Annotated in this window: 16 protein-coding genes and 1 other RNA gene; 12 read left to right on the forward strand and 5 right to left on the reverse strand. The window is 72.3% G+C overall.

Annotated elements, in window-relative coordinates; all coding sequences use genetic code 11:
- Positions 1 to 3: 3 nt before the first annotated feature.
- A complete protein-coding gene (gene leuC, locus CYJ76_RS04675; protein ID WP_101849399.1) occupies positions 4 to 1425 on the reverse strand; it encodes a 3-isopropylmalate dehydratase large subunit in 1422 nt (473 codons plus the stop codon).
- 217 nt (positions 1426 to 1642) lie between these two features.
- Between leuC and CYJ76_RS04680 the strand changes: the two genes are divergently transcribed.
- The 6 genes from CYJ76_RS04680 (at position 1643) to ssrA (ending at position 7505) form a co-directional block, all read left to right on the forward strand.
- Positions 1643 to 2758 (forward strand): 3-isopropylmalate dehydrogenase, encoded by a 1116-nt coding sequence (locus CYJ76_RS04680; protein WP_101849400.1) that lies wholly within the window; start codon positions 1643 to 1645, stop codon positions 2756 to 2758.
- A 233-nt stretch (positions 2759 to 2991) separates the two neighbouring features.
- Positions 2992 to 3321, forward strand: coding sequence for a hypothetical protein (locus CYJ76_RS04685; RefSeq protein WP_202820452.1), 330 nt, complete (start codon positions 2992 to 2994; stop codon positions 3319 to 3321).
- 78 nt (positions 3322 to 3399) lie between these two features.
- Positions 3400 to 4050: an ABC transporter ATP-binding protein gene (locus CYJ76_RS04690; protein ID WP_238138151.1), complete on the forward strand. Its 651-nt coding sequence runs from the start codon at positions 3400 to 3402 to the stop codon at positions 4048 to 4050.
- Positions 4047 to 6350 carry a hypothetical protein gene (locus CYJ76_RS04695; RefSeq protein WP_101849402.1) on the forward strand — a complete coding sequence of 768 codons (2304 nt, stop codon included), beginning with the start codon at positions 4047 to 4049 and terminating at the stop codon, positions 6348 to 6350. The genes CYJ76_RS04690 and CYJ76_RS04695 overlap by 4 nt, the downstream gene beginning before the upstream one ends.
- A 165-nt stretch (positions 6351 to 6515) precedes the next feature.
- Complete coding sequence (smpB, locus tag CYJ76_RS04700) at positions 6516 to 7016, forward strand: SsrA-binding protein SmpB (RefSeq protein WP_101849403.1); 501 nt, start codon at positions 6516 to 6518, stop codon at positions 7014 to 7016.
- Positions 7017 to 7139: 123 nt separating this feature from the next.
- Positions 7140 to 7505: a transfer-messenger RNA gene (ssrA, locus tag CYJ76_RS04705) on the forward strand.
- 105 nt (positions 7506 to 7610) lie between these two features.
- On the opposite strand, the gene CYJ76_RS04710 is transcribed toward ssrA, so the two are convergent.
- The 3 genes from CYJ76_RS04710 to CYJ76_RS12415 all read right to left on the reverse strand — a co-directional run bounded on the left by CYJ76_RS04710 (position 7611) and on the right by CYJ76_RS12415 (position 9734).
- A complete protein-coding gene (locus CYJ76_RS04710; RefSeq protein ID WP_202820453.1) occupies positions 7611 to 8507 on the reverse strand; it encodes a TatD family hydrolase in 897 nt (298 codons plus the stop codon).
- Positions 8497 to 9252, reverse strand: coding sequence for a tRNA threonylcarbamoyladenosine dehydratase (locus tag CYJ76_RS04715; RefSeq protein WP_101849438.1), 756 nt, complete (start codon positions 9250 to 9252; stop codon positions 8497 to 8499). The genes CYJ76_RS04710 and CYJ76_RS04715 overlap by 11 nt, the downstream gene beginning before the upstream one ends.
- 98 nt (positions 9253 to 9350) lie before the next feature.
- Complete coding sequence (locus tag CYJ76_RS12415; protein ID WP_180802214.1) at positions 9351 to 9734, reverse strand: thioredoxin family protein; 384 nt, start codon at positions 9732 to 9734, stop codon at positions 9351 to 9353.
- Between the two features lie 124 nt (positions 9735 to 9858).
- On the opposite strand from CYJ76_RS12415, the gene CYJ76_RS04725 reads away from it, so the two are divergent.
- The 5 genes from CYJ76_RS04725 to CYJ76_RS04745 all read left to right on the forward strand — a co-directional run bounded on the left by CYJ76_RS04725 (position 9859) and on the right by CYJ76_RS04745 (position 17580).
- On the forward strand, positions 9859 to 11346 hold the full coding sequence (locus tag CYJ76_RS04725) for an NAD-dependent malic enzyme (protein WP_070705184.1): 1488 nt from the start codon (positions 9859 to 9861) through the stop codon (positions 11344 to 11346).
- A complete protein-coding gene (locus CYJ76_RS04730) occupies positions 11346 to 13565 on the forward strand; it encodes a DEAD/DEAH box helicase (RefSeq protein ID WP_101849404.1) in 2220 nt (739 codons plus the stop codon). Before CYJ76_RS04725 ends, CYJ76_RS04730 begins: the two co-directional genes overlap by 1 nt.
- A 112-nt stretch (positions 13566 to 13677) precedes the next feature.
- On the forward strand, positions 13678 to 14094 hold the full coding sequence (locus CYJ76_RS04735; RefSeq protein WP_083323516.1) for a DUF3039 domain-containing protein: 417 nt from the start codon (positions 13678 to 13680) through the stop codon (positions 14092 to 14094).
- A gap of 12 nt (positions 14095 to 14106) precedes the next feature.
- Entirely contained in the window at positions 14107 to 15876 is a 1770-nt protein-coding gene (locus tag CYJ76_RS04740) for a DEAD/DEAH box helicase (RefSeq protein ID WP_101849405.1), read from the forward strand.
- 3 nt (positions 15877 to 15879) lie between these two features.
- The gene (locus CYJ76_RS04745) at positions 15880 to 17580 is read left to right on the forward strand and encodes a bifunctional 3'-5' exonuclease/DNA polymerase (RefSeq protein ID WP_101849406.1); all 1701 of its coding nucleotides are present in this window, start codon (positions 15880 to 15882) and stop codon (positions 17578 to 17580) included.
- Between the two features lie 34 nt (positions 17581 to 17614).
- Here CYJ76_RS04745 and CYJ76_RS04750 read toward each other — a convergent pair whose 3' ends face one another.
- A complete protein-coding gene (locus CYJ76_RS04750; protein WP_101849407.1) occupies positions 17615 to 18079 on the reverse strand; it encodes an Lrp/AsnC family transcriptional regulator in 465 nt (154 codons plus the stop codon).
- A gap of 141 nt (positions 18080 to 18220) precedes the next feature.
- Here CYJ76_RS04750 and hppD point away from each other — a divergent pair, with 141 nt between their 5' ends.
- A complete protein-coding gene (gene hppD, locus CYJ76_RS04755; RefSeq protein WP_070704351.1) occupies positions 18221 to 19444 on the forward strand; it encodes a 4-hydroxyphenylpyruvate dioxygenase in 1224 nt (407 codons plus the stop codon).
- The last annotated feature ends 54 nt before the right edge of the window (positions 19445 to 19498 follow it).

Genomic DNA, 19498 nt, shown 5'->3' on the forward strand with positions numbered 1-19498 from the left:
TCCTCAGGCGGTCAGGTCGGCGGGGGCGGCGAAGTGGCCGGCCACGGCGGTGGCGGCGGCGACGCCGGGGGAGACCAGGTGGGTGCGACTGCGGGCCCCCTGGCGTCCCTCGAAGTTGCGGTTGGAGGTGGAGGCGCAGCGCTCGCCGGGTGCGAGGGTGTCGGGGTTCATCCCCAGGCACATCGAGCACCCGGCCAGGCGCCACTCGCCCCCGGCCTCGGTGATGACGCGGTCCAGGCCCTCGGCCTCGGCCTGCAGGCGCACCCGGGTGGAGCCGGGCACCACCAGCATCCGCACGCCGTCGGCCACTCGGCGCCCGCGCAGCACGTCGGTCACGGCGCGCAGGTCCTCCATGCGTCCGTTGGTGCAGCTGCCCACGAACACCGCGTCCACGGGTACCTCGCGCACCGGGGTGCCGGGCTGCAGGTCCATGTAGGCCAGGGCGTCGGCGGCGGCCTCGCGGGCGGCGCCCTCGAAGGCCGCCGGGTCCGGCACGGCCTGGTCCAGCGCCACGGACTGGGCCGGGTTGGTGCCCCAGGTGACCTGCGGGGAGACCTCGGAGGCGTCCACGTGCACCACGGTGTCAAAGGTGGCGCCCTCGTCGGTGCGCAGCCGGGCCCAGTCGGCCACGGCGTCCTCCCACGCGGCGCCGGCGGGGGCGTGCTCGCGGCCGCGCACCCAGTCCAAGGTGGTCTCGTCCGGCGCGATGATGCCGGCGCGCGCCCCGGCCTCGATGGACATGTTGCACACCGTCATGCGGCCCTCCATGGAGAGCGCCTCGATGGCCGGGCCCCGGTACTCGATGACGTGGCCCTGGCCGCCGGCGGTGCCGATGCGGCCGATGATCGCCAGCACCAGGTCCTTGGCCGTCGCGCCGGCCGGCAGCTCGCCGGTGACCTCCACCGCCATCGTGCGGGGGCGGGTCAGCGGCAGCGTCTGGGTGGCCAGCACGTGCTCCACCTCGGATGTGCCGATGCCCATGGCCAGGGCGCCGAAGGCCCCGTGGGTGGAGGTGTGGCTGTCGCCGCAGACGATGGTCATGCCCGGCTGGGTCAGCCCCGTCTCGGGGCCGATGACGTGGACGATGCCCTGGCTGGTGGACCCGCGGCCGTGGTGGGTGATGCCGAACTCGGCGCAGTTGGCGCGCAGGGCGTCCAGCTGCTCGGCGCTGGTGGGGTCGGTGACCGGGCCGGCCTGGGTGGGGACGTTGTGGTCCTCGGTGGCCACGGTCAGGTCGGGGCGGCGGACGGTGCGTCCGGCGGCGCGCAGGCCGTCGAAGGCCTGGGGGCTGGTGACCTCGTGCACCAGGTGCAGGTCGATGTGCAGCAGGTCCGGTGCACCGTCGGTGCCGGCGCGGACGACGTGGTCGTCCCAGAGCTTGTCGGCCAGGGTGCGGGGGGTGGTGGGGGTGTGCTCGCTCGTCACGGGGGCTCCTCGCTGGGTCTGTGCGTCCGGGGTGCACGACGACTCCGCAGCGAGGGGCCCGGACTAGAGGGCCTCGCTGCGGCAGCGAAGGAGGAGCGACACGAAGTGCATGGGCGGCACACTACCCACGGCTCGCGCCGACACAACAGCCTGTGAGGAAGCGCACAACACCGTGTGCGGGGCACCGGTCGTCCCCGTGCGGTGGAAGCATGCGCCCATGGCACACCACGACCTGGCGATCATCGGTGGCGACGGCATCGGTCCGGAGGTGACGGAGCAGACGCTCCGCGTGCTCGACCTCGCCGAGCAGCGGTTCGGCTTCACCACCACCCGCACCGAGTACCCCCTGGGCGCCGAGCACTACCGCGCCACCGGCGAGCTCCTCACCGACGAGCTGGCCGAGCGCATCCGGCAGCACGACGCCATCGTGTTCGGGGCCGTGGGGCACCCGGACCTTCCCTCGGGCGTGCTGGAGCGCGGCATCATCCTGGCCCTGCGCCGGGAGATGCGGCAGGCGGTCAACCTGCGCCCGGTGCGGCTCTACCCCGGCGTGACCAGCCCGATCGCGGGCCTGCGGCCCGAGGACTGCGACCTCGTGGTGGTGCGGGAGAACACCGAGGGGGCCTACGCCTCGGCCGGGTCCGCCGTGCACCGCGGCACCCCCGCGCACACGGCGGTGCAGGACGCCACCACCACCTGGTTCGCCACCGAGCGCGCCGTGGAGTACGCCTTCGCCCTGGCCGCCCAGCGCCGCCGCAAGGTGAGCCTCTGTCACAAGACCAACGTGCTCGTGGAGGCCGGGCGGCTGTGGCTCGACGTCATGGAGGCCGTGTCCGCGCGGTACCCGGACGTGGAGTGGGACTACGTGCACGTGGACGCCCTGTGCATGCACCTGCCCACCGACCCCAGCCGGTTCGACGTGGTGGTCACCGACAACCTCTTCGGCGACATCGTCACCGACCTCGGCGCGGTGGTGCAGGGCGGGCTCGGAATGGCGGCCTCGGGCAACCTCACCCTGGACGGCTCGGCACCCAGCATGTTCGAGCCCGTGCACGGCTCGGCGCCGGACATTGCGGGGAAGGGCGTGGCCAACCCGGTCGGCGCCGTGCTCTCGCTGGCGCTGTGCCTGGCCCACCTGGGCGAGGGGGAGGCCGCCACCGCCGTGGAGCGCGCGGCCGTGCACGTCATCGGGCAGCTGCCGGCCCTGGCCAACCCGGCCATGGGGAAGTCCACGGCTCAGGTGGGCGATGCCGTGCTCGAGGCGCTGGAGTCCGGGGCCGGGGCGGACCTGCCCGAGGGTCTCATGCGGCAGATGGCGGCCCTGCGCGCCTGAACCGGCTCGCTCGCGCCGACGTGGGGCGCACCCGGGGAATCCGGGTGCGCCCCCTCCTGTCTGGCGACCTGACGACGATCGGTCCGGCAGCGGGCGCGAAATCGTGACCAAACTGTTACCGGAATGAGCGGTTGGCGACTGTTGCATGAGTCACTATTCGGGGCGATCGGGGCGATCGGGGCGATCGGGGCGATCGCCCCGGCATCCACACACAGAAGGGGGCGTGATTCGTCATGCTCAAGAAGATCATCTCCGCCACCGTCGTCGCGGCGGCCCTCGTGTCGGGCCCCGTGGCTGCGTCCGCGGACCTGAAGCTCTACAAGGACGTGAACTACCAGGGACTGCTGGGCACGCGGTCCACAACGGGCTCGTGGAACATGTCGACGGTGGCCAACGACGAGCTCAGCTCGATGAAGAACGAGACGCGCTGGGGCGTGGCGTTCTGGCACGACATCAACCGGTCGGGCAAGTGCTGGCAGTCGGGGCCCTACACGTACGACCCCAGCTTCTCGTGGAGAGACAATGACGAGGTGTCCTCCTACGCCCTCGGTCGGGGCTGCTGACACCCATCAACCGGTGAGGTGGCGCTGCCCTCGGGGTGGCGCCACCACCGTGTCCAAGGAGGACGAACAGTGATCGACGTGGAACGGCTTGAGAAGTCGTTCGTCTCCCCGGGGGAGACGGTGCGGGTTCTGGACGGCGTCACCTTTTCGGTGGAGTCAGGGGAGTGTGTGGCCCTGACGGGTGCCAGCGGGTCGGGCAAGAGCACCCTGTTGAACATCTTGGCCGGTCTGGAGCAGGCCGACGCCGGCAGTGCCCGGGTGGCGGGGGTGGACGTGGTGGCGGCGTCCGAGGCCGATCGGGCCCGGATGCGGTTGGAGAAGGTGGGACTGGTCTTCCAGGACCACAACCTGGTGCCGGACTTCACCGTGCTGGAGAACGTGGAGGTGGTGCTGCGGGCCCGGGGCATGGACGGGCGCGCTGCTCGACGTGCGGCCCTGGACGCCTTGGACCGGGTGAGTGTGGCCGACCTGGCCGGCCGGGTGCCGGCCCGGATCTCCGGTGGTCAGGCCCAGCGGGTAGGCATCGCGCGGGCCATCGCCGGGGGCAAGCAGGTGGTGCTGGCCGACGAACCCACCGGTTCGCTGGACAGCCGCACCACCGAATCCGTCTTCGAGTTGCTGGCCGACCTGGCCCGTGACGGGGCCGCGGTGGTGGTCTGCACCCACGACCTCTCCGTGCATGACCACGTGTCCCGTGAGTACCACCTGGTGGACGGGAGCTTCCGGTGAACGGCGCCGTGGGGGCACTCGTACCCCTGCTGTTGCGCACCCGCTCCTTCCGTGCGGCGATGGTGCCGTTGCTGGTCGCGGCACTCCTGGGGTGGACGGCCTACCTCTCTCTGGAGGCCCGCCACCTGAGTCCGGACCAGAAGGTCACGGCTGCCCTGGGCGGCAGCGACGGGGCCACCACCGTGCCGGCCCTGCTCGACCCCGGCCAGGCCGGTCCAGACCTCCCCGTGACCCTCCGCGGCGTGCACGTCGACGCGGTGCGCATCCTCTCCGTCATCGACCTCGAAACCCCCGCCGGTCAGCAGGGGTTCACCTACCAGGAACAACCCCTGCCCAACGCGTCCATCGAGGGTGTCCTCGAGCTGCGCGAGGGACGGTGGCCCGCTCGACCGGGTGAGGTGGTGGTCAGTGCGGCCTCCGGGCTGCGGGTCGGTGACCGGCTGTCGGCTGTTCACGGCAAGCTGAACCTCACCCCGGTGGGTGTGGTCAGCCCGGTCTGGGAACGCACGGCACCTCTGGTGGTGGCCGCTCCGGGAACGTGGGCCCGCTGGAAGGTGACACCGCAGGAGGCGCAGGAGTCCGGCCTGCAGGGCTACCGCGAGGTCTTCTGGAGCAGCTCCGACCCCGCCGGTGCGGTGACGAGGCTCGATCGCCACGTGGAGTCCGGCGAGCTCGACCCGTCCCACACGGCTGCGGAGGTCCGGGCCCAGGCCACGGCCTTCAGTGGCCGGGCCTGGCTGGAACGGCGGCTCCCGGCTGTCCTGGCCGTCTGGATGGGTGCCCTCGCCACCGGCGGGCTCCTGCTCCGTGCGGTACGCCGCACCACCCTCCCGTTGCGCCGGGTGGGGCTCCCCACCAGGGACCTGCACAGGGCGACGGTGCTGGCCGCCGGACTGGCGACCGGTGTGGTACTCGTGGTGGCGTGGCTCGGGGCCCTGGCCGCCACAGCCGTGGTGCGGACCACCGTGCTGGCGGACGGGGACGCGCCGCTGCCCCCGTTCCGGTGGTGGGGCCCTCCCCTCTGGATCGGTGCGCTCACGGCTGCCTTCGTGGTGCTGGTGCTGGCGGCCCTGCCGGTGGAGCAGCGTCGTCGCAGGAGCCGGCGTCGTGCCCTCTCGGCGCGTGTTATGGCCGTCGCCGGTGCCGCTCTGTGCGCCTTGGCGCTCGTGGGGACCCTGCAGGGCAAGGGGTTCACTGGCATCCTGCTGGTGCTGGCGGCCAGCTGCCTGGGCACTGCCCTGCTCGCCGGTGCCGCACTCGGGCTCGTGCGGGCTACCGGACCCGTGGGTTCCGGCCTGCTGGCCCGCCGGCTGGTCGCGCGGCAGGCCGTAGGGCTCACGAGTCTGGTCGTGGTGGTCGCCCTGCTCAGCGGTGTGGTCGGTTCGACCTTCGCCGTCGCCGCCGGGCTGATCACCCACCTCAACGCGAGCAGCAGCACCGGCATGCCCCCGGGCATGGCGGCTATCAGGCCTCTCGAGCCGGGTGAGCGCCCGCCTGAGGACCTTGCCGGGCAGTTCCGGCAGGATCTCGGGCTCGGGGAGCCGGTGACGGTGTGGTATGGCTTCACGCCTGGCGAGGAGGGTCGTGAGGTGCCGTGGTGGGCCGTGGCGCAGGTGGCGGACGCAGAGAGACTGTTCGGGGATCTCACACCGGACCAGGAGAAGGCACTGGCCTCCCGGGCGGGTCTGCCGGTGGTGACGGACGCGTCGGACGCCCACGGCCCCGTGCTGGTGGTCGGTCAGAACCTGAAGTGGCTCCAGGCCGTGAAACTCGGTGAACCGAAGAGCTCGGCGGACACCGAGGTGCTGTGGGTGCACAGCGGCCTCACCCCCGAACAGGACCGGCAGGCGGCGCACTGGGCCGAGGATCACGGGAGGTCGCCGTACGCCGTGTGGGCCACTCATGTCGCCGATCCCATCCCCATCGCTACAGGGGTGCAGCTGGCGGCGGGCGCGTTCACGCTGCTCACGATGTTGGTCTGCGGACTGGGCATGCGTGGGCTGGTGCGCAGCCTCATGCCCCTGCTCGCAGGTCTCCGGGCCAGTGGGCTGGGTGCCCGGTGGCTGCGCGCAGCCGTGCTGCAGGTGGCCCTCCTCGTGGGGTGCGTGGCCGCGGCAGGTGGGCTGGCCGGGGTCCTGCTCTCCGTGGCCGGGGCCAACCCGCTGGTGAACCACACGATCTCCCTGGGCAGCTTGCCATGGCTGGCCCTGGGGCTGGTGGCGGTGGGCGGCCCGCTGGGTGCCGTGCTGGGCGGGCTGCTCGCCAGCCGACGGGTCCGGGTGCAGGAGCGGCGCGCCTGAGGGGCCCGACGTCACCGTGCGTTGGGCGCACCCCGGGAATCCGGGTGCGCCCCACGTCGTTGCCCGTGTACGGTTCAACGTCCCCCGGCCGGGGGACGGGTGCCCCGCAGGGCGGGCGCACCGCTGACGACGCACCACGCACGTACGCCGACGGGAGGAGGAACGGTGGCCGGCAAGAAGAAGGTCAAGGACGACCCGCGCAACAAGGTCATCGCGACCAACCGCAAGGCGCGGCACGACTACCTGATCCAGGACACCTACGAGGCGGGTCTGGCCCTGCTGGGCACCGAGGTGAAGTCCCTGCGCATGGGGCGCGCCTCCCTGGTGGAGGGCTTCGTCAACGAGCTCCGCGGCGAGCTGTGGCTGGAGAACGTGCACGTGCCGGAGTACCTCAACGGTTCGTGGACCAACCACGCCGCGCGTCGGCGTCGCAAGCTGCTGCTGCACCGCCACGAGATGGACAAGCTCATCAGCCGCTCCAGCGAGGCGGGGCACACCATCGTGCCGCTGCAGCTGTACTTCAAGGACGGCCGGGTCAAGGTGGAGATCGCCCTGGCCAAGGGCAAGAAGCAGTACGACAAGCGCCACGCCCTGCGCGAGAAGCAGGACGAGCGCGAGAAGCAGGCCCAGATGAGCTTGCGCTACCAGATGCAGCGCGGACGCTGAGCCCCGCGCGCCCCGGGCGGCCGGGAATGCGCTGGCCGGCCCCCACGTTGGACCGGTACGATGCACGACACCCGCCTCGGCGGGGAGTTCCTTGACAACTCCACAGCGACGACGTGACCCCATGGGGATGATCGGTTTCGACGTCGATCATGGTTCCAGGGGAAGCGGGCCGAGAAGGCAAGGTCATCTCGTAAACGTTCCTTGCACACCAATAGGTGCCAATTCCAAGCGCACCGACTTCGCCCTCGCCGCCTGAGCGAGCCCGAAGTCTGTCAGCCTGAGCTAGTTCCCGACTCAGTGCCTGGCATCAGCTAGGGGACTTGCTGCGCAGCATCGCCGAGGTGTTGCGCGGGACTCCAACTCGGCTGGGCCTGTCGGAGGACGTGTGCGTGCGAGCTCCGGGGCCGAGAAAAGCCACAGCGCACTGCGCCCGGAGAAGCCCTGGTTGTGTGACGACGGACGCGGGTTCGATTCCCGCCATCTCCACCACCAGTGTCACGTCATCGATGTGGGGCAGGAGCCAGCGAAGGCCGCCACCGGTTCGTCCGGGGCGGCCTTCGTCATGCGTGGGGGAAGGTGTGTCCGGGAAGCGGCTCAGGCCTGTCCGGCGGTGTCGCCCTCGATCCCATAGAGGCGGCGCTGGGTGCGGGCGATGTCGGCCGTGACGTCCTCCCGGCGCAGGGCGCACAGGGTGTCCACGGTCGAGCGGAGCGTCGCGGCGACCTCGGCGGCCGCCGACGCTCCCAGCTCGGTGGGCCCATCGGGGGCCCGGCCGAGGCGGCGGGGCGCCGTGGGCAGGTCGGTCTCCAGGAGCAGCCGGTCGGCGGGCACCTGCCGCACGTACGCCCGGCCCTTCTTGGTGCCCAGCATGGCCGGGTGCACGGAGACGCAGCCGCCCATCCGCACGAGGCGGGTCAGGTCGTCGCTCGTGCCGCCGAAGCGGTGGAGCACCGGGACCACCCGCTCGCCGCCGTCGCCGTGTCCCTCCAACAGGTCGAGCACCACGTCGGCCGACCGCACGGCGTGCACGGACAGCACGTACGGCTCCGGGGTGTCCGCGGCGGCCCGGTGCACGGCGTCCAGGACGGCGGCCAGGACGCGCACCTGCCGGTCCCGGGGCACGGCCTCTGCGCGCCGTGGGCTGAGGTCGAGACCGATCTCGCCGACGAACCGCGTGCTGCGCACGGCCCGCTCGAGGACGGCCAGCTCGGCGTCCGCGTGGTCGTCCTCGCCGATGAACCACGGGTGGAAGCCCACGGAGAGCAGCGCGTGCGGCTCCGGCCACTCGCCCGCCTCGGCGGCGAGTTCCCGATGGCCCGAGGGGATCAGCGTCTGCGCCACGACCCGCACGCCCCGCTCCCTCGTCCCGGCCAGAAAGACTCCTCGGGCCGAGGGTGGGAGGAAGTCCAGGTGGTGGTGGGTGTCCAGCAGCACCCCGGCCCCCTCGACGGGGGCGGCGGCGCCGGTCCCGGCCGAGGGATCAGGCCCCACGAGCGACCCACCGCGGCGGCTCGACCATCGCCTCCAGCCCGGCCAACCGCCGGATCGCCAGCCCCGCCAGCATCTGCCCCATGATCGGCGGCTGGTAGCTCATCGACCCCAGGGTCTGCGCCTTCGTGCGGCCCGTGCCGGCCACCTGGACCGGGCGCTCGTCGGAGAAGAGCACCTCCAGTCCGGTGATCCCGCGGCGCCGGCACTCCCGGCGGATGACCTGCGACATCGGGCAGTTGCGCGTGTCCTGCACCTCGGCGAAGGCCAATCGGGTCGGGTCCAGTTTGTTGGCCGCCCCCATCGACGACAGCAGCGGCAGCCCCCGCTCGGCGCACCACTGGGCGATGGCCAGCTTCTGGGAGATGGTGTCAATGCAGTCGATGACGTAGTCGGGCCGCGGCAGGGGGTCCAGGTCCTCGGCCACGCGCTCGGGGCTGATGTACAGCTGCCGGGGCACCACACGGCAGTCCGGGTTGATGTCGGCGACCATCTCGGCCATCACCTCGGCCTTGACCCGCCCGATCGTCGAGACGAGGGCCACCGTCTGCCGGTTGATGTTGCTCGGCTCCACCACGTCCTCGTCGAGCACCACCAGCGAGCCCACCCCACCGCGAGCCAGTGCCGCTGCGCAGCTCGACCCCACGCCGCCGAGCCCCAGCACCAGCACGGTGGCCTCCTGCAGGCGCTCCAGCCCGTCGTCACCGAGCACCAGGCGCAGTCGGGACAGACGCTCGTTCACCACCATCGTCACGGTTCCTCTCGTCGGTCGAGCGGCGCACACTGTAGAAGGCCGCCACCGGGGCGTCCGGGGCGGCCTTCGTGGTGCCTGGTGCGGGGGAGGGGTCAGTCCTGCCCGATGACGGTGGTGCCCTGCTCCTCGACGGCGTGGCGCATCTCCTCGAGGTCGGCCTCGGCGAAGAGGTGCACGAGCTTCTCGAGGTTCTCCTCGGTGTGCGTGCCCGAGTCCAGGTGCAGCAGCATGCCCTCACGGAAGACCACCGTGGTGGGCACCTGGGTGACCCCGCTGGAGGCGAAGACCTCGGGGGCCGACTCGCGGGTCACCCGGAAGAACGAGGCCTGCTCCTGCAGGCGGCCGGCCACGGTCTCCACGACCTCGCCGTAGGAACCGCACGACGCGCAGAAGTCGTCGGAGAGGATCACGATCGCGACGTCCGCGGAGGTGAGGGCGCTCTCGAAGGTCTCGTCCGTGAGGGTGGTCACTGTCATGCCGGCCACAGTAGCGGACGGATTTGGCCGTACGCCGCCGGTTCGGGGTGATCCTCGCAACGTCCGTGCGCGGCGACTACCCGCCGGGGCCCGCGGCGGGTGTCCATGGGCCACAATGGGGAACATGAGTGCTGTGCCTTCGGCGTCCAATGCCCTGACCATCCGCCTGTCCGCCCCTGCGCGAGCGACCACCATCGGCGAGCTGACCAGCGCCGTCGCCGAGGCCGGTGGCATGACCACGGCCCTGGACATCAGCGACTCCACCCCGGAGGCGCTCACCATCGACCTCACGGTGGCCGGCACCAGCACCGACCACAACGACGAGATCATCCATGCCCTGCAGGGCGTGCGGGGCGTGGAGATCGAGCGCATCTCGGACCGCACCTTCCTGGCGCACCTCGGCGGCAAGATCACCGTCGAGCCCAAGCACCCCATCCGCAACCGCGACGACCTCTCGCTGGTCTACACCCCCGGTGTGGCCCGCGTCTGCCAGGCCATCGCCAAGCGCCCGGAGGACGCCCGGCGCCTCACCATCAAGCGCAACACCGTGGCCGTGGTCACCGACGGCACCGCCGTGCTGGGCCTGGGCAACATCGGCCCGCTGGCCGCGATGCCGGTGATGGAGGGCAAGGCCGCCCTGTTCAAGCGCTTCGCCGACGTGGACGCCTTCCCCATCTGCCTGGACGCGCAGGGGGTGGACGAGATCGTGGCGCACGTGAAGGCCATCGCCCCGACCTTCGCCGGCATCAACCTGGAGGACATCTCGGCACCCCGCTGCTTCGAGATCGAGCGCCGCCTGCGCGAGGAGCTCGACATCCCGGTCTTCCACGACGACCAGCACGGAACCGCCATCGTGCTGGTGGCCGCGCTCACCAACGCCCTGCGCGTGGTGGACAAGAAGATCGAGGACGTGCAGATCGTGCAGTCCGGTGCCGGCGCGGCCGGCACGGCGATCATGCGCCTGCTCATGAAGGCCGGCGCCAAGCACGTGACGGTGGCCGACATCAACGGCATCGTGAACCCCGAGCGCGACGACATCAGGAACGGTGACGACGAGCAGCTCAAGTGGATCGCCGACCACACCAACCCGGAGCGCCACCGCGGCACCCTCAAGGACGCCCTCAAGGGGGCGGACGTGTTCATCGGCGTCTCCGCGGGCAACATCCTCACCGGCGACGACATCGCCACCATGAACGACGACGCAGTCGTGTTCGCGATGGCCAACCCGACCCCCGAGGTCGACCCGCACGAGGCCGCCAAGCACGCCACCGTGGTGGCCACCGGCCGCAGCGACTTCGCCAACCAGATCAACAACGTGCTCGTGTTCCCGGGCGTCTTCCGCGGCCTTCTGGACGCCCGCAGCGAGGTCGTCACCGACGACCTGATGCTGGCGGCCGCCCAGGCGCTGGCCGACGTGGTGACCCCCGACGAGCTCAACCCGACCTACATCATCCCGAGCGTCTTCCACAAGGACGTCTCGAAGGTGGTGGCCGAGGCCGTGAGCCGTGCCGTCGAGGCCGACGAGCGCGCCCAGGCCCCCGGCCCCAAGACGGAAGCGATTGCCCTCATGAACATCCCCACCCGCACTGGCTCGCAGCGAGTCGACCACTGATGCCGAGCAACGGTTCCCGCCGCACCGGAGCCAAGCAGCGCTGGACCAGCTCCCAGAAGGCCCAGGCGAAGGCCAAGCGCATCCTCAAGGAGGACGCGAAGGCCGCCAAGAAGGCGACCAAGAAGAAGCTGGACCGCAAGCGCGCCCAGCGCGACGCCGAGGCCGCCGAGTGGCGTGAGGACCGGCGGGGCGGGTTCGACCGGCGTGACGAGCGTCGTGACAGCCGCCGCGGCGCGCACCGCGAGGACCGCGGAGGGAACCGTTTCGAGCGGGACGAGCGTCGTGATGGTTTTCGTGGTCGCGACGACCGTGGGGGCGACCGCCGCTTCGGGCGGGACGACCGGCGCGACGACCGGGGTGGTCGCTACCAGCGGCGCGAGGACGACCGCTTCCAGCGTGACGACTGCCGCGGTGGCTTCCGCGACCGCGACGACCGCCGCGGTGGGTACGACCGCGACGACCGCCGCAGCGGGCCGCGTCACGAGCACCCGCGCCGCGACCAGCAGCGTGGTGCCCGCCCGCTGCGGGACCGCCGCGACGAGCGCACGCCGCACGTGGAGCGTCAGCGCCGGTGGGAGGACCGCCCGCCGCGCCGTGACGACCGCTTCGGCCGGCGCGACCGGCACCCGGAGGGTGTCGAGCAGCCGGAGCCGGTGCAGCAGGAGCGTGTCGTCGCCGAGGTGACCCCCGAGGTCGCGCCGGCGGTCGAGGCCCCGCAGGCTGAGAGCGTGCAGGCCGAGGAGGCCCCGGCGGAGAAGCCCGGCCCCACCTTCGCCGAGCTGGGCGTGCCCGCGGTGCTCGTGGAGCGTCTGGCCCGCGACGGCATCCAGACCGCGTTCCCCATCCAGGCCGCCACGCTGCCGGACTCGCTGGCCGGTCGTGACCTGCTGGGCCGTGGCCGCACGGGATCGGGCAAGACCCTCGCGTTCGGTCTGCCCACCATCGCCCGCCTGCAGGGCGGCAGCGCGCAGCGCAACAAGCCCCGCGCGGTCATCCTCACGCCCACGCGTGAGCTGGCCATGCAGGTCTCGGACGCGCTGCAGCCCTTCTGCCACGTGACCGGTCTCAAGCACAAGCTGGTGGCGGGCGGCCTGCCGTACCCGCCGCAGATCTCCGCCCTGGAGCGGGGGCTGGACGTACTCATCGCCACGCCCGGCCGCCTCATCGACCTCATCGAGAAGGGCGCCGCGGACCTCTCGGCCGTGGAGATCGCCGTGCTCGACGAGGCCGACCACATGGCCGAGATGGGCTTCCTGCCCGAGGTCACCCAGATCATGGACCTCATGCCCTCGGGTGGTCAGCGGATGCTGTTCAGCGCCACGCTGGACCACGGCATCGACCAGCTGGTGGAGAACTACCTGGTGGACCCGGTGACGCACTCCACCGACGACGCCCAGGCGGCCGTGACCACCATGGAGCACCGTGTGTTCCTGGTGCAGCCGCAGCACAAGAAGCCGATCACCAACGAGATCAGCGCCCGCGACGGCCGCACCGTGGTCTTCGTGCGCACCAAGCTGGGGGCCGACCGCGTGGCCCTGCAGCTGCGCGAGGCCGGGGTGTTCGCCGCGGCCCTGCACGGTGGGCTCAACCAGGCGCAGCGCAACCGTGTGCTGGCGGCCTTCAAGGACGGCGGGCTGCCCGTGCTGGTGGCCACCGACGTGGCCGCCCGCGGCATCCACGTGGACGACGTCTCGCTGGTGCTGCAGGTGGACCCGCCGGCCGACCACAAGGACTACCTGCACCGTGCCGGGCGCACCGCGCGCGCCGGTGGCAAGGGCGTGGTGGTGACCCTGGCCCTGCCGCACCAGAAGCGCTCCGTGCAGCGGCTCATGGACTCCGCGGGCGTGGACGCCTCCCCGGAGGCGATGCAGCCCGGAACCGCCGAGCTGACGGCCATCACCGGCGCCGACAGCTCGGTGCGCGAGCCGATCGACGAGGCACGCCTGCGCCGCATGCTGGCCCCGCCGCGCCCCGCGCACCGCGGGGGCCGTGGTGGCCCGGGCGGCGGGCGTGGCGGCTTCGGCGGCCGTGGCCGCCAGGGTGGCTACCGCGGTGGCGACGACCGCCGAGGTGGGTACCGCGACCGCGACGGCGGCGGGTACCGGGGCCGCCGGGACGACCGCGGACAGGGTGGCTACCGCGGTGGCAGCGACCGTCGTGAGGGCAGCTCCCGCGGCGGCTCCCGGGGCGGCGGTCACCGCGGCCGCCGCGAGGACTGACACGCACCCCGCACCGAGCACCTGCTGACAGCGCCCCGACGGCTCCGGCCGTCGGGGCGCTGTGCGTGTGCTGACGGCCCGACGGTCGGTGGCCGGCAGTACGATGGGCGACATGCCTTGGACCTCCCGGACCCCCTCGCAGGACGCCTCCACCACCCTCACCGAGGTGGTGGCCATGAGCCAGCCGATGGACCCGGGCACGCCCGACGACCCGGGCGGCCTGTCCTCCCCGGGTACCTCCACGGGTCTGCTGGAGCGCACCGAGCAGCAGACGGCTCCCATGGAGCCGGGCGACCACGAGCGCTTCAGCCACTACGTGCGCAAGGAGAAGATCCTCGAGAGCGCCATGAGCGGCGAGCCCGTCACCGCCCTGTGCGGCAAGATCTGGGTGCCCGGCCGCAATCCGGACCGTTTCCCGGTCTGCCCGGTCTGCAAGGAGATCTACGAGGGCCTGCGTGACCCGCAGGACGGCGGGGACGGCGGCTCGGGCTCCGGCCAGGGTGGCTCCGGCGCGGGCTTCGGCAGCTGAGCCCGGCGGTCGATGAGCACCTCCGCAGCCGACCACCTCTCTCCCTCCTATCCCGACCGCGCCGCCTGGGGCACCGCCCCCAAGCTGCGCGCGTGGCAGGCCGAGGCCCTCGAGGCCTACCGGCAGACCGTCGCCGCGGGCGGCCGTGACTTCCTCGCGGTCGCCACGCCGGGTGCCGGCAAGACCACCTTCGCCCTGAAGGTGGCCGCCGACCTGCTGGCCGAGGGGGCCGTCACCCAGATCACCGTGGTGGCGCCCACCGAGCACCTCAAGACCCAGTGGGCCGATGCTGCCGCGCGCGTGGGCATCCACCTGGACCCGCGCTTCACCAACAGCCAGCGGGCCCACAGCGCCGACTACCACGGCATCGCCATGACCTACGCGGGCATCGCCGCCGACCCGGACCTCCACGAGCAGCGCACCAAGGAGGCTCGCACCCTGGTGATCCTCGACGAGATCCACCACGGCGGCGACGCCCGCAGCTGGGGCGACGCCATCCGGCAGGCGTTCACGCCCGCCGAGCGACGCCTCTCACTCACCGGCACCCCCTTCCGTTCGGACACCAACCCCATCCCGTTCGTGCGCTACGAGGAGGGGGCCGACGGCATCCGCCGCTCGTCGAGCGACTACGCGTACGGCTACCGCAACGCGCTGACCGACGGCGTGGTGCGCCCCGTGCTGTTCATGGCCTACGGCGGTGCGATGAAGTGGCGCACCAAGGCCGGCGACGAGGTGGCCGCGCGCCTGGGTGAGCCGCTCACCAAGGACCTCACCGCCCAGGCATGGCGCACCGCGCTGGACCCCGAGGGGGAGTGGGTGCCGGCCGTCCTGAGCGCCGCCGACAAGCGTCTGACGGAGGTGCGCCGCCACGTGCCGGACGCCGGTGGCCTGGTCATCGCCAGCAACCAGAAGAACGCCCGCGCCTACGCCCGCCACCTGGAGGCCCTCACCGGGGAGAAGCCCACAGTGGTGCTCTCCGACGACGCCGGAGCGAGCTCCCGCATCGAGGAGTACAGCAAGGGCGACTCCCGCTGGCTGGTGGCGGTACGCATGGTCTCCGAGGGAGTGGACGTGCCGCGCCTGTGCGTGGGCGTCTACGCCACGAGCACGCAGACGCCGCTCTTCTTCGCCCAGGCGGTGGGGCGCTTCGTGCGCACCCGCAAGCGCGGTGAGACGGCCAGCATCTTCCTCCCCTCGGTGACGCCCGTCCTGGCGCTGGCCGCTGAGCTCGAGGCCGAGCGCGACCACGCGCTGGACCGCCCCGGCCCCTCCGGCGAGGACGCCATCTGGGCGCCGGAGGAGGATGAGCTGGCCCGGGCCAACCAGTCCGAGCGCCTCAGCGACGAGCTCGGTCCGGGCTACGAGGCGCTGGAGTCCTCCGCGGAGTTCGACCACGTGCTCTTCGACGCCCAGCAGTGGGGCATGGGCTCGGAGGTGGCCAGCGAGGACGAGGCCGAGTACCTGGGCCTGCCCGGGCTGCTGGAGCCCGAGCAGATGACGCAGCTGCTGCGCGAGCGGCAGGCCAAGCAGGCGGCGCGCGGCAGGAAGGCCCAGAAGGAGCAGGGCGATCAGCCGATCGCCGCGCACCGGGCCCTGCAGGCCTCCCGCAAGGAGCTCAACAAGCTGGTGAGCGCCTACGCGCAGAAGAAGGGCGTGCCGCACGCCAACGTGCACATGGACCTGCGTCGTCAGTGCGGCGGGCCCGCCCTGGAGACCGCCACCCAGGAGCAGGTGACCCAGCGCATTGAGACCATCCGCCGGTGGTTCGTGGGCAAGCGCTGAGTCGTGGACCTCGTCGTGGCGCGCACCGGCGACCGCGTCGAGGTGGTGGCCGTCACCGACGGCGAGGCGGGGGAGCGGTGGTCGGTGCCCTGGGCGGACCTGCCGGCCTGGGTGCAGGCGCGCGAGTCCGTGGCCGAGACCGCCGGGGACGACACCCCGCGCTGGGTGTGGGCCGACTCCGCGGCCACCTACCTCCCTCTGCTCGAGGCCGGCGTCCGGGTGCGCCGGGGTGTGGACCTGGGCCTGCAGCGGGCCCTGCTGCGCCGGGCGCGGGCGGTGGCGCACACGCCGTACGCCGCGGCCCCCTCCACGGAGTGGGACGCGCAGCGCGCCGAGGCGGCCCTGGTCCCTGCACAGCCGGTGGACACCGACGAGACGCTCTTCGACGTGGCCGGGGACGGACCCGGCATCGAGGAGTGCCTGGCCGAGCACCTGGCGCAGCGCGAGGCCCTGGCCGATGCGCGCAACGGGGGCGGGCTGGCGCTGCTGTGCCACGCGGAGTCCACCGGCGGCCTCATCGCCCAGGAACTCAACCACGCCGGGGTGCCGTTCAGCACCGCCGTCCACGACGCCCAGCTCACCGCCCTGCTGGGGGAGCGCGACCGGCACGGTGGTCGCCCGGCCCGCATGGCCGCGCTCGTGGAGCGGATCCGTGATCTGCTCGGGGCGCCCGGCCTCAACCCGGACTCCGCCCCCACCCTGGTGACCGCGCTGCGCCGGGCCGGGCTCGACGTGGCGAGCACCCGCAAGTGGGAGCTGCGCGGGATCGACCACCCTGTCATCGAGCCGTTGCTGGAGTACAAGGCGCTCAGCCGCCTGCACACCGCCAACGGGTGGGCGTGGATGCGTCACTGGGTGCGCGAGGAGCGCTTCCGCCCCGACTGGGTGGCCGGTGGTGTGGTGACCGGTCGGTGGGCCAGCCGCGGGGGAGGGGCCCTGCAGCTGCCCCGGCAGATCCGCTCGGCCGTGCGCGCCGATGCCGGGTGGCGTCTCGTGGTGGCCGACGCCGCCCAGCTGGAGCCGCGCGTCCTGGCCGCGATGGCCGGCGACGCGGCGATGGCCGAGGCCGGAGCTGCCGGTGACCTCTACGCCGCGCTCGTGGACGACGGGGTGGTGGACACCCGCGACCACGCCAAGGTGGCCATGCTCGGCGCGATGTACGGATCCACCACCGGCGAGGCCGGCGCCCTCATGCCGCGCCTGCGGCGGGCGTACCCGCGCGCCATCGGGCTGGTGGACGCCGCCGCGGCGGCAGGGGAGCGGGGCGAGGCGGTGTCCACCTGGCTGGGCCGCACCTCCCCGCCGCCACCACGCCGGTGGCACCGCGCCCAGGAAGCCGCCCAGCAGCCGGGCGCCTCCGCCGAGGTGGAGCGCCGCGCCCGGTCGATGGCGCGGGAGTGGGGGCGCTTCACCCGCAACTTCGTGGTGCAGGGCACCGCCGCGGAGTGGGCGCTGTGCTGGATGGGGCACCTGCGGCGCCGCCTCGACGACGGGTACCGGCACCTGCCGGCCGACGAGCGGCCCCAGCTGGTGTACTTCCTGCACGACGAGGTGATCGTGCACGCCCCGGCCGACCTGGCCGACGAGGTGGCCGAGCACGTGCGGCAGGCCGCGCGCTCGGCCGGCGAGCTGCTCTTCCCGTCCAGCGCCGTGGACTTCCCGCTGTCGGTGGCCGTGGTGGAGTCCTACGACCGCGCGAAGTGACGGACCTCCCGCATCCGGCCGGCCCCGGGGTGCCTCAGCCCACGAGCGGCAGGGTGCGGTGCGCGATGCGGGTGGCCAGCGCGATGTTCGTGGAGGCGCGCACCACGTGCTCGTGGGCGGTCACCTCGTCGAGCACGTCCTGCAGGTCGGCGTTGCTGCGAGCCACCACCCGCACGAAGAGGTCCCCGTAACCGGTGATGGTGTGCACCTCCAGCACCTGCGGGATGCCGGCCAGGTGCTCCACCACGGCGTCGTGCCCCGCCACCTGGCGGATCTGCAGGGTGACCATGGCCGTCACGGGATGGCCGAGCGCCGCGGGGTCCAGGTGCGGCGCCCACGAGGCGATGACACCCGAATCGGACAGCCGGGCCAGGCGGGCGGTGACGGTGCCGCGGGCCACGCCGAGCTGGCGGGAGGCCGCGAGGACGCCCACGTGCGGGTCGTCGGTGAAGGTGCGGATGATCGCCCTGTCCAGATCGTCCAGCCTGTGGGTCGCCATGTGGTCACCCTGCCCTTGAGTATCGACGGTGGTGTGCAGAGTGCACAGTCTGACACGGCATCGAGCGCGCAGAGTGTGCTCTGTGTGCAGTCCGGGCGACGTTCGTTGCCATCGGGTGTGGCGTGAGGCACATTGGCGCGCATGACTGACACCACCCTCACCGCCCTGACCGACCAGGAGCAGGCCGAGAACCTCTCGGTCGAGCAGCTGAAGAAGCTCGTCGGCCTCGTGGAGTACGACTCCTCGGCCGACCCCTTCCCGGTGACCGGCTGGGACGCCATCACCTTCGTCTGCGGCAACGCCACGCAGGCCGCGCACTTCTACCAGTCGGCCTTCGGCATGGAGCTCATCGCCTACTCCGGCCCGGAGAACGGCAACCGCGACCACAAGGCCTTCGTGCTGAAGTCCGGCAACATCAACTTCGTGCTCAAGGGCGCCGTGGACCCGAAGTCCCCGCTCATCGAGCACCACGCCAAGCACGGGGACGGCGTCGTTGACATCTCCCTGGAGGTGCCGGACGTCGACAAGTGCATCGAGCACGCGCGCTCCGCCGGCGCCACCGTGCTGCAGGAGCCCACCGACCTCACCGACGAGCACGGCACCGTGCGCGTGGGTGCCATCGCCACCTACGGCGAGACCCGGCACACCCTCGTGCAGCGCGTGGTCGACGGTGAGCGCTACGCCGGCGTCTACCTGCCCGGCTACCACCCGCGCTCCAGCAGCTTCACCAAGCGCGAGGGGGCCCCCAAGCGTCTCTTCCAGGCCCTGGACCACATCGTGGGCAACGTGGAGCTGGGCAAGATGGACGAGTGGGTGGAGTTCTACCACCGCGTCATGGGCTTCACCGACATGGCCGAGTTCGTGGGCGACGACATCGCCACCGACTACTCCGCGCTCATGTCCAAGGTGGTGGCCAACGGCAACCACCGCGTGAAGTTCCCGCTCAACGAGCCGGCCATCGCCAAGAAGAAGTCGCAGATCGACGAGTACCTCGAGTTCTACTGTGGCCCCGGCGCCCAGCACCTTGCCCTGGCCACCAACGACATCATCCGCACCGTGGACTGCATGGTGGCCGAGGGCGTGGAGTTCCTGGCCACCCCGGACTCCTACTACGAGGACCCGGAGCTGCGTGCCCGCATCGGCGAGGTGCGCGTGCCCATCGAGGAGCTGCAGAAGCGCGGCATCCTGGTGGACCGCGACGAGGACGGCTACCTGCTGCAGATCTTCACCAAGCCCACCGGTGACCGTCCGACCGTGTTCTTCGAGCTCATCGAGCGCCACGGGTCGCTCGGCTTCGGCATCGGCAACTTCAAGGCGCTGTTCGAGGCCATCGAGCGCGAGCAGGAGCTGCGCGGCAACTTCTGATCCGCCGAGGCGGTGCGCGACGCGGCCCGGGGAGGACGTCCTCCCCGGGCCGCG

It is taken from the genome of Kytococcus schroeteri, from assembly GCF_002847825.1.
Classification (GTDB): Bacteria; Actinomycetota; Actinomycetes; order Actinomycetales; family Dermatophilaceae; genus Kytococcus; species Kytococcus schroeteri.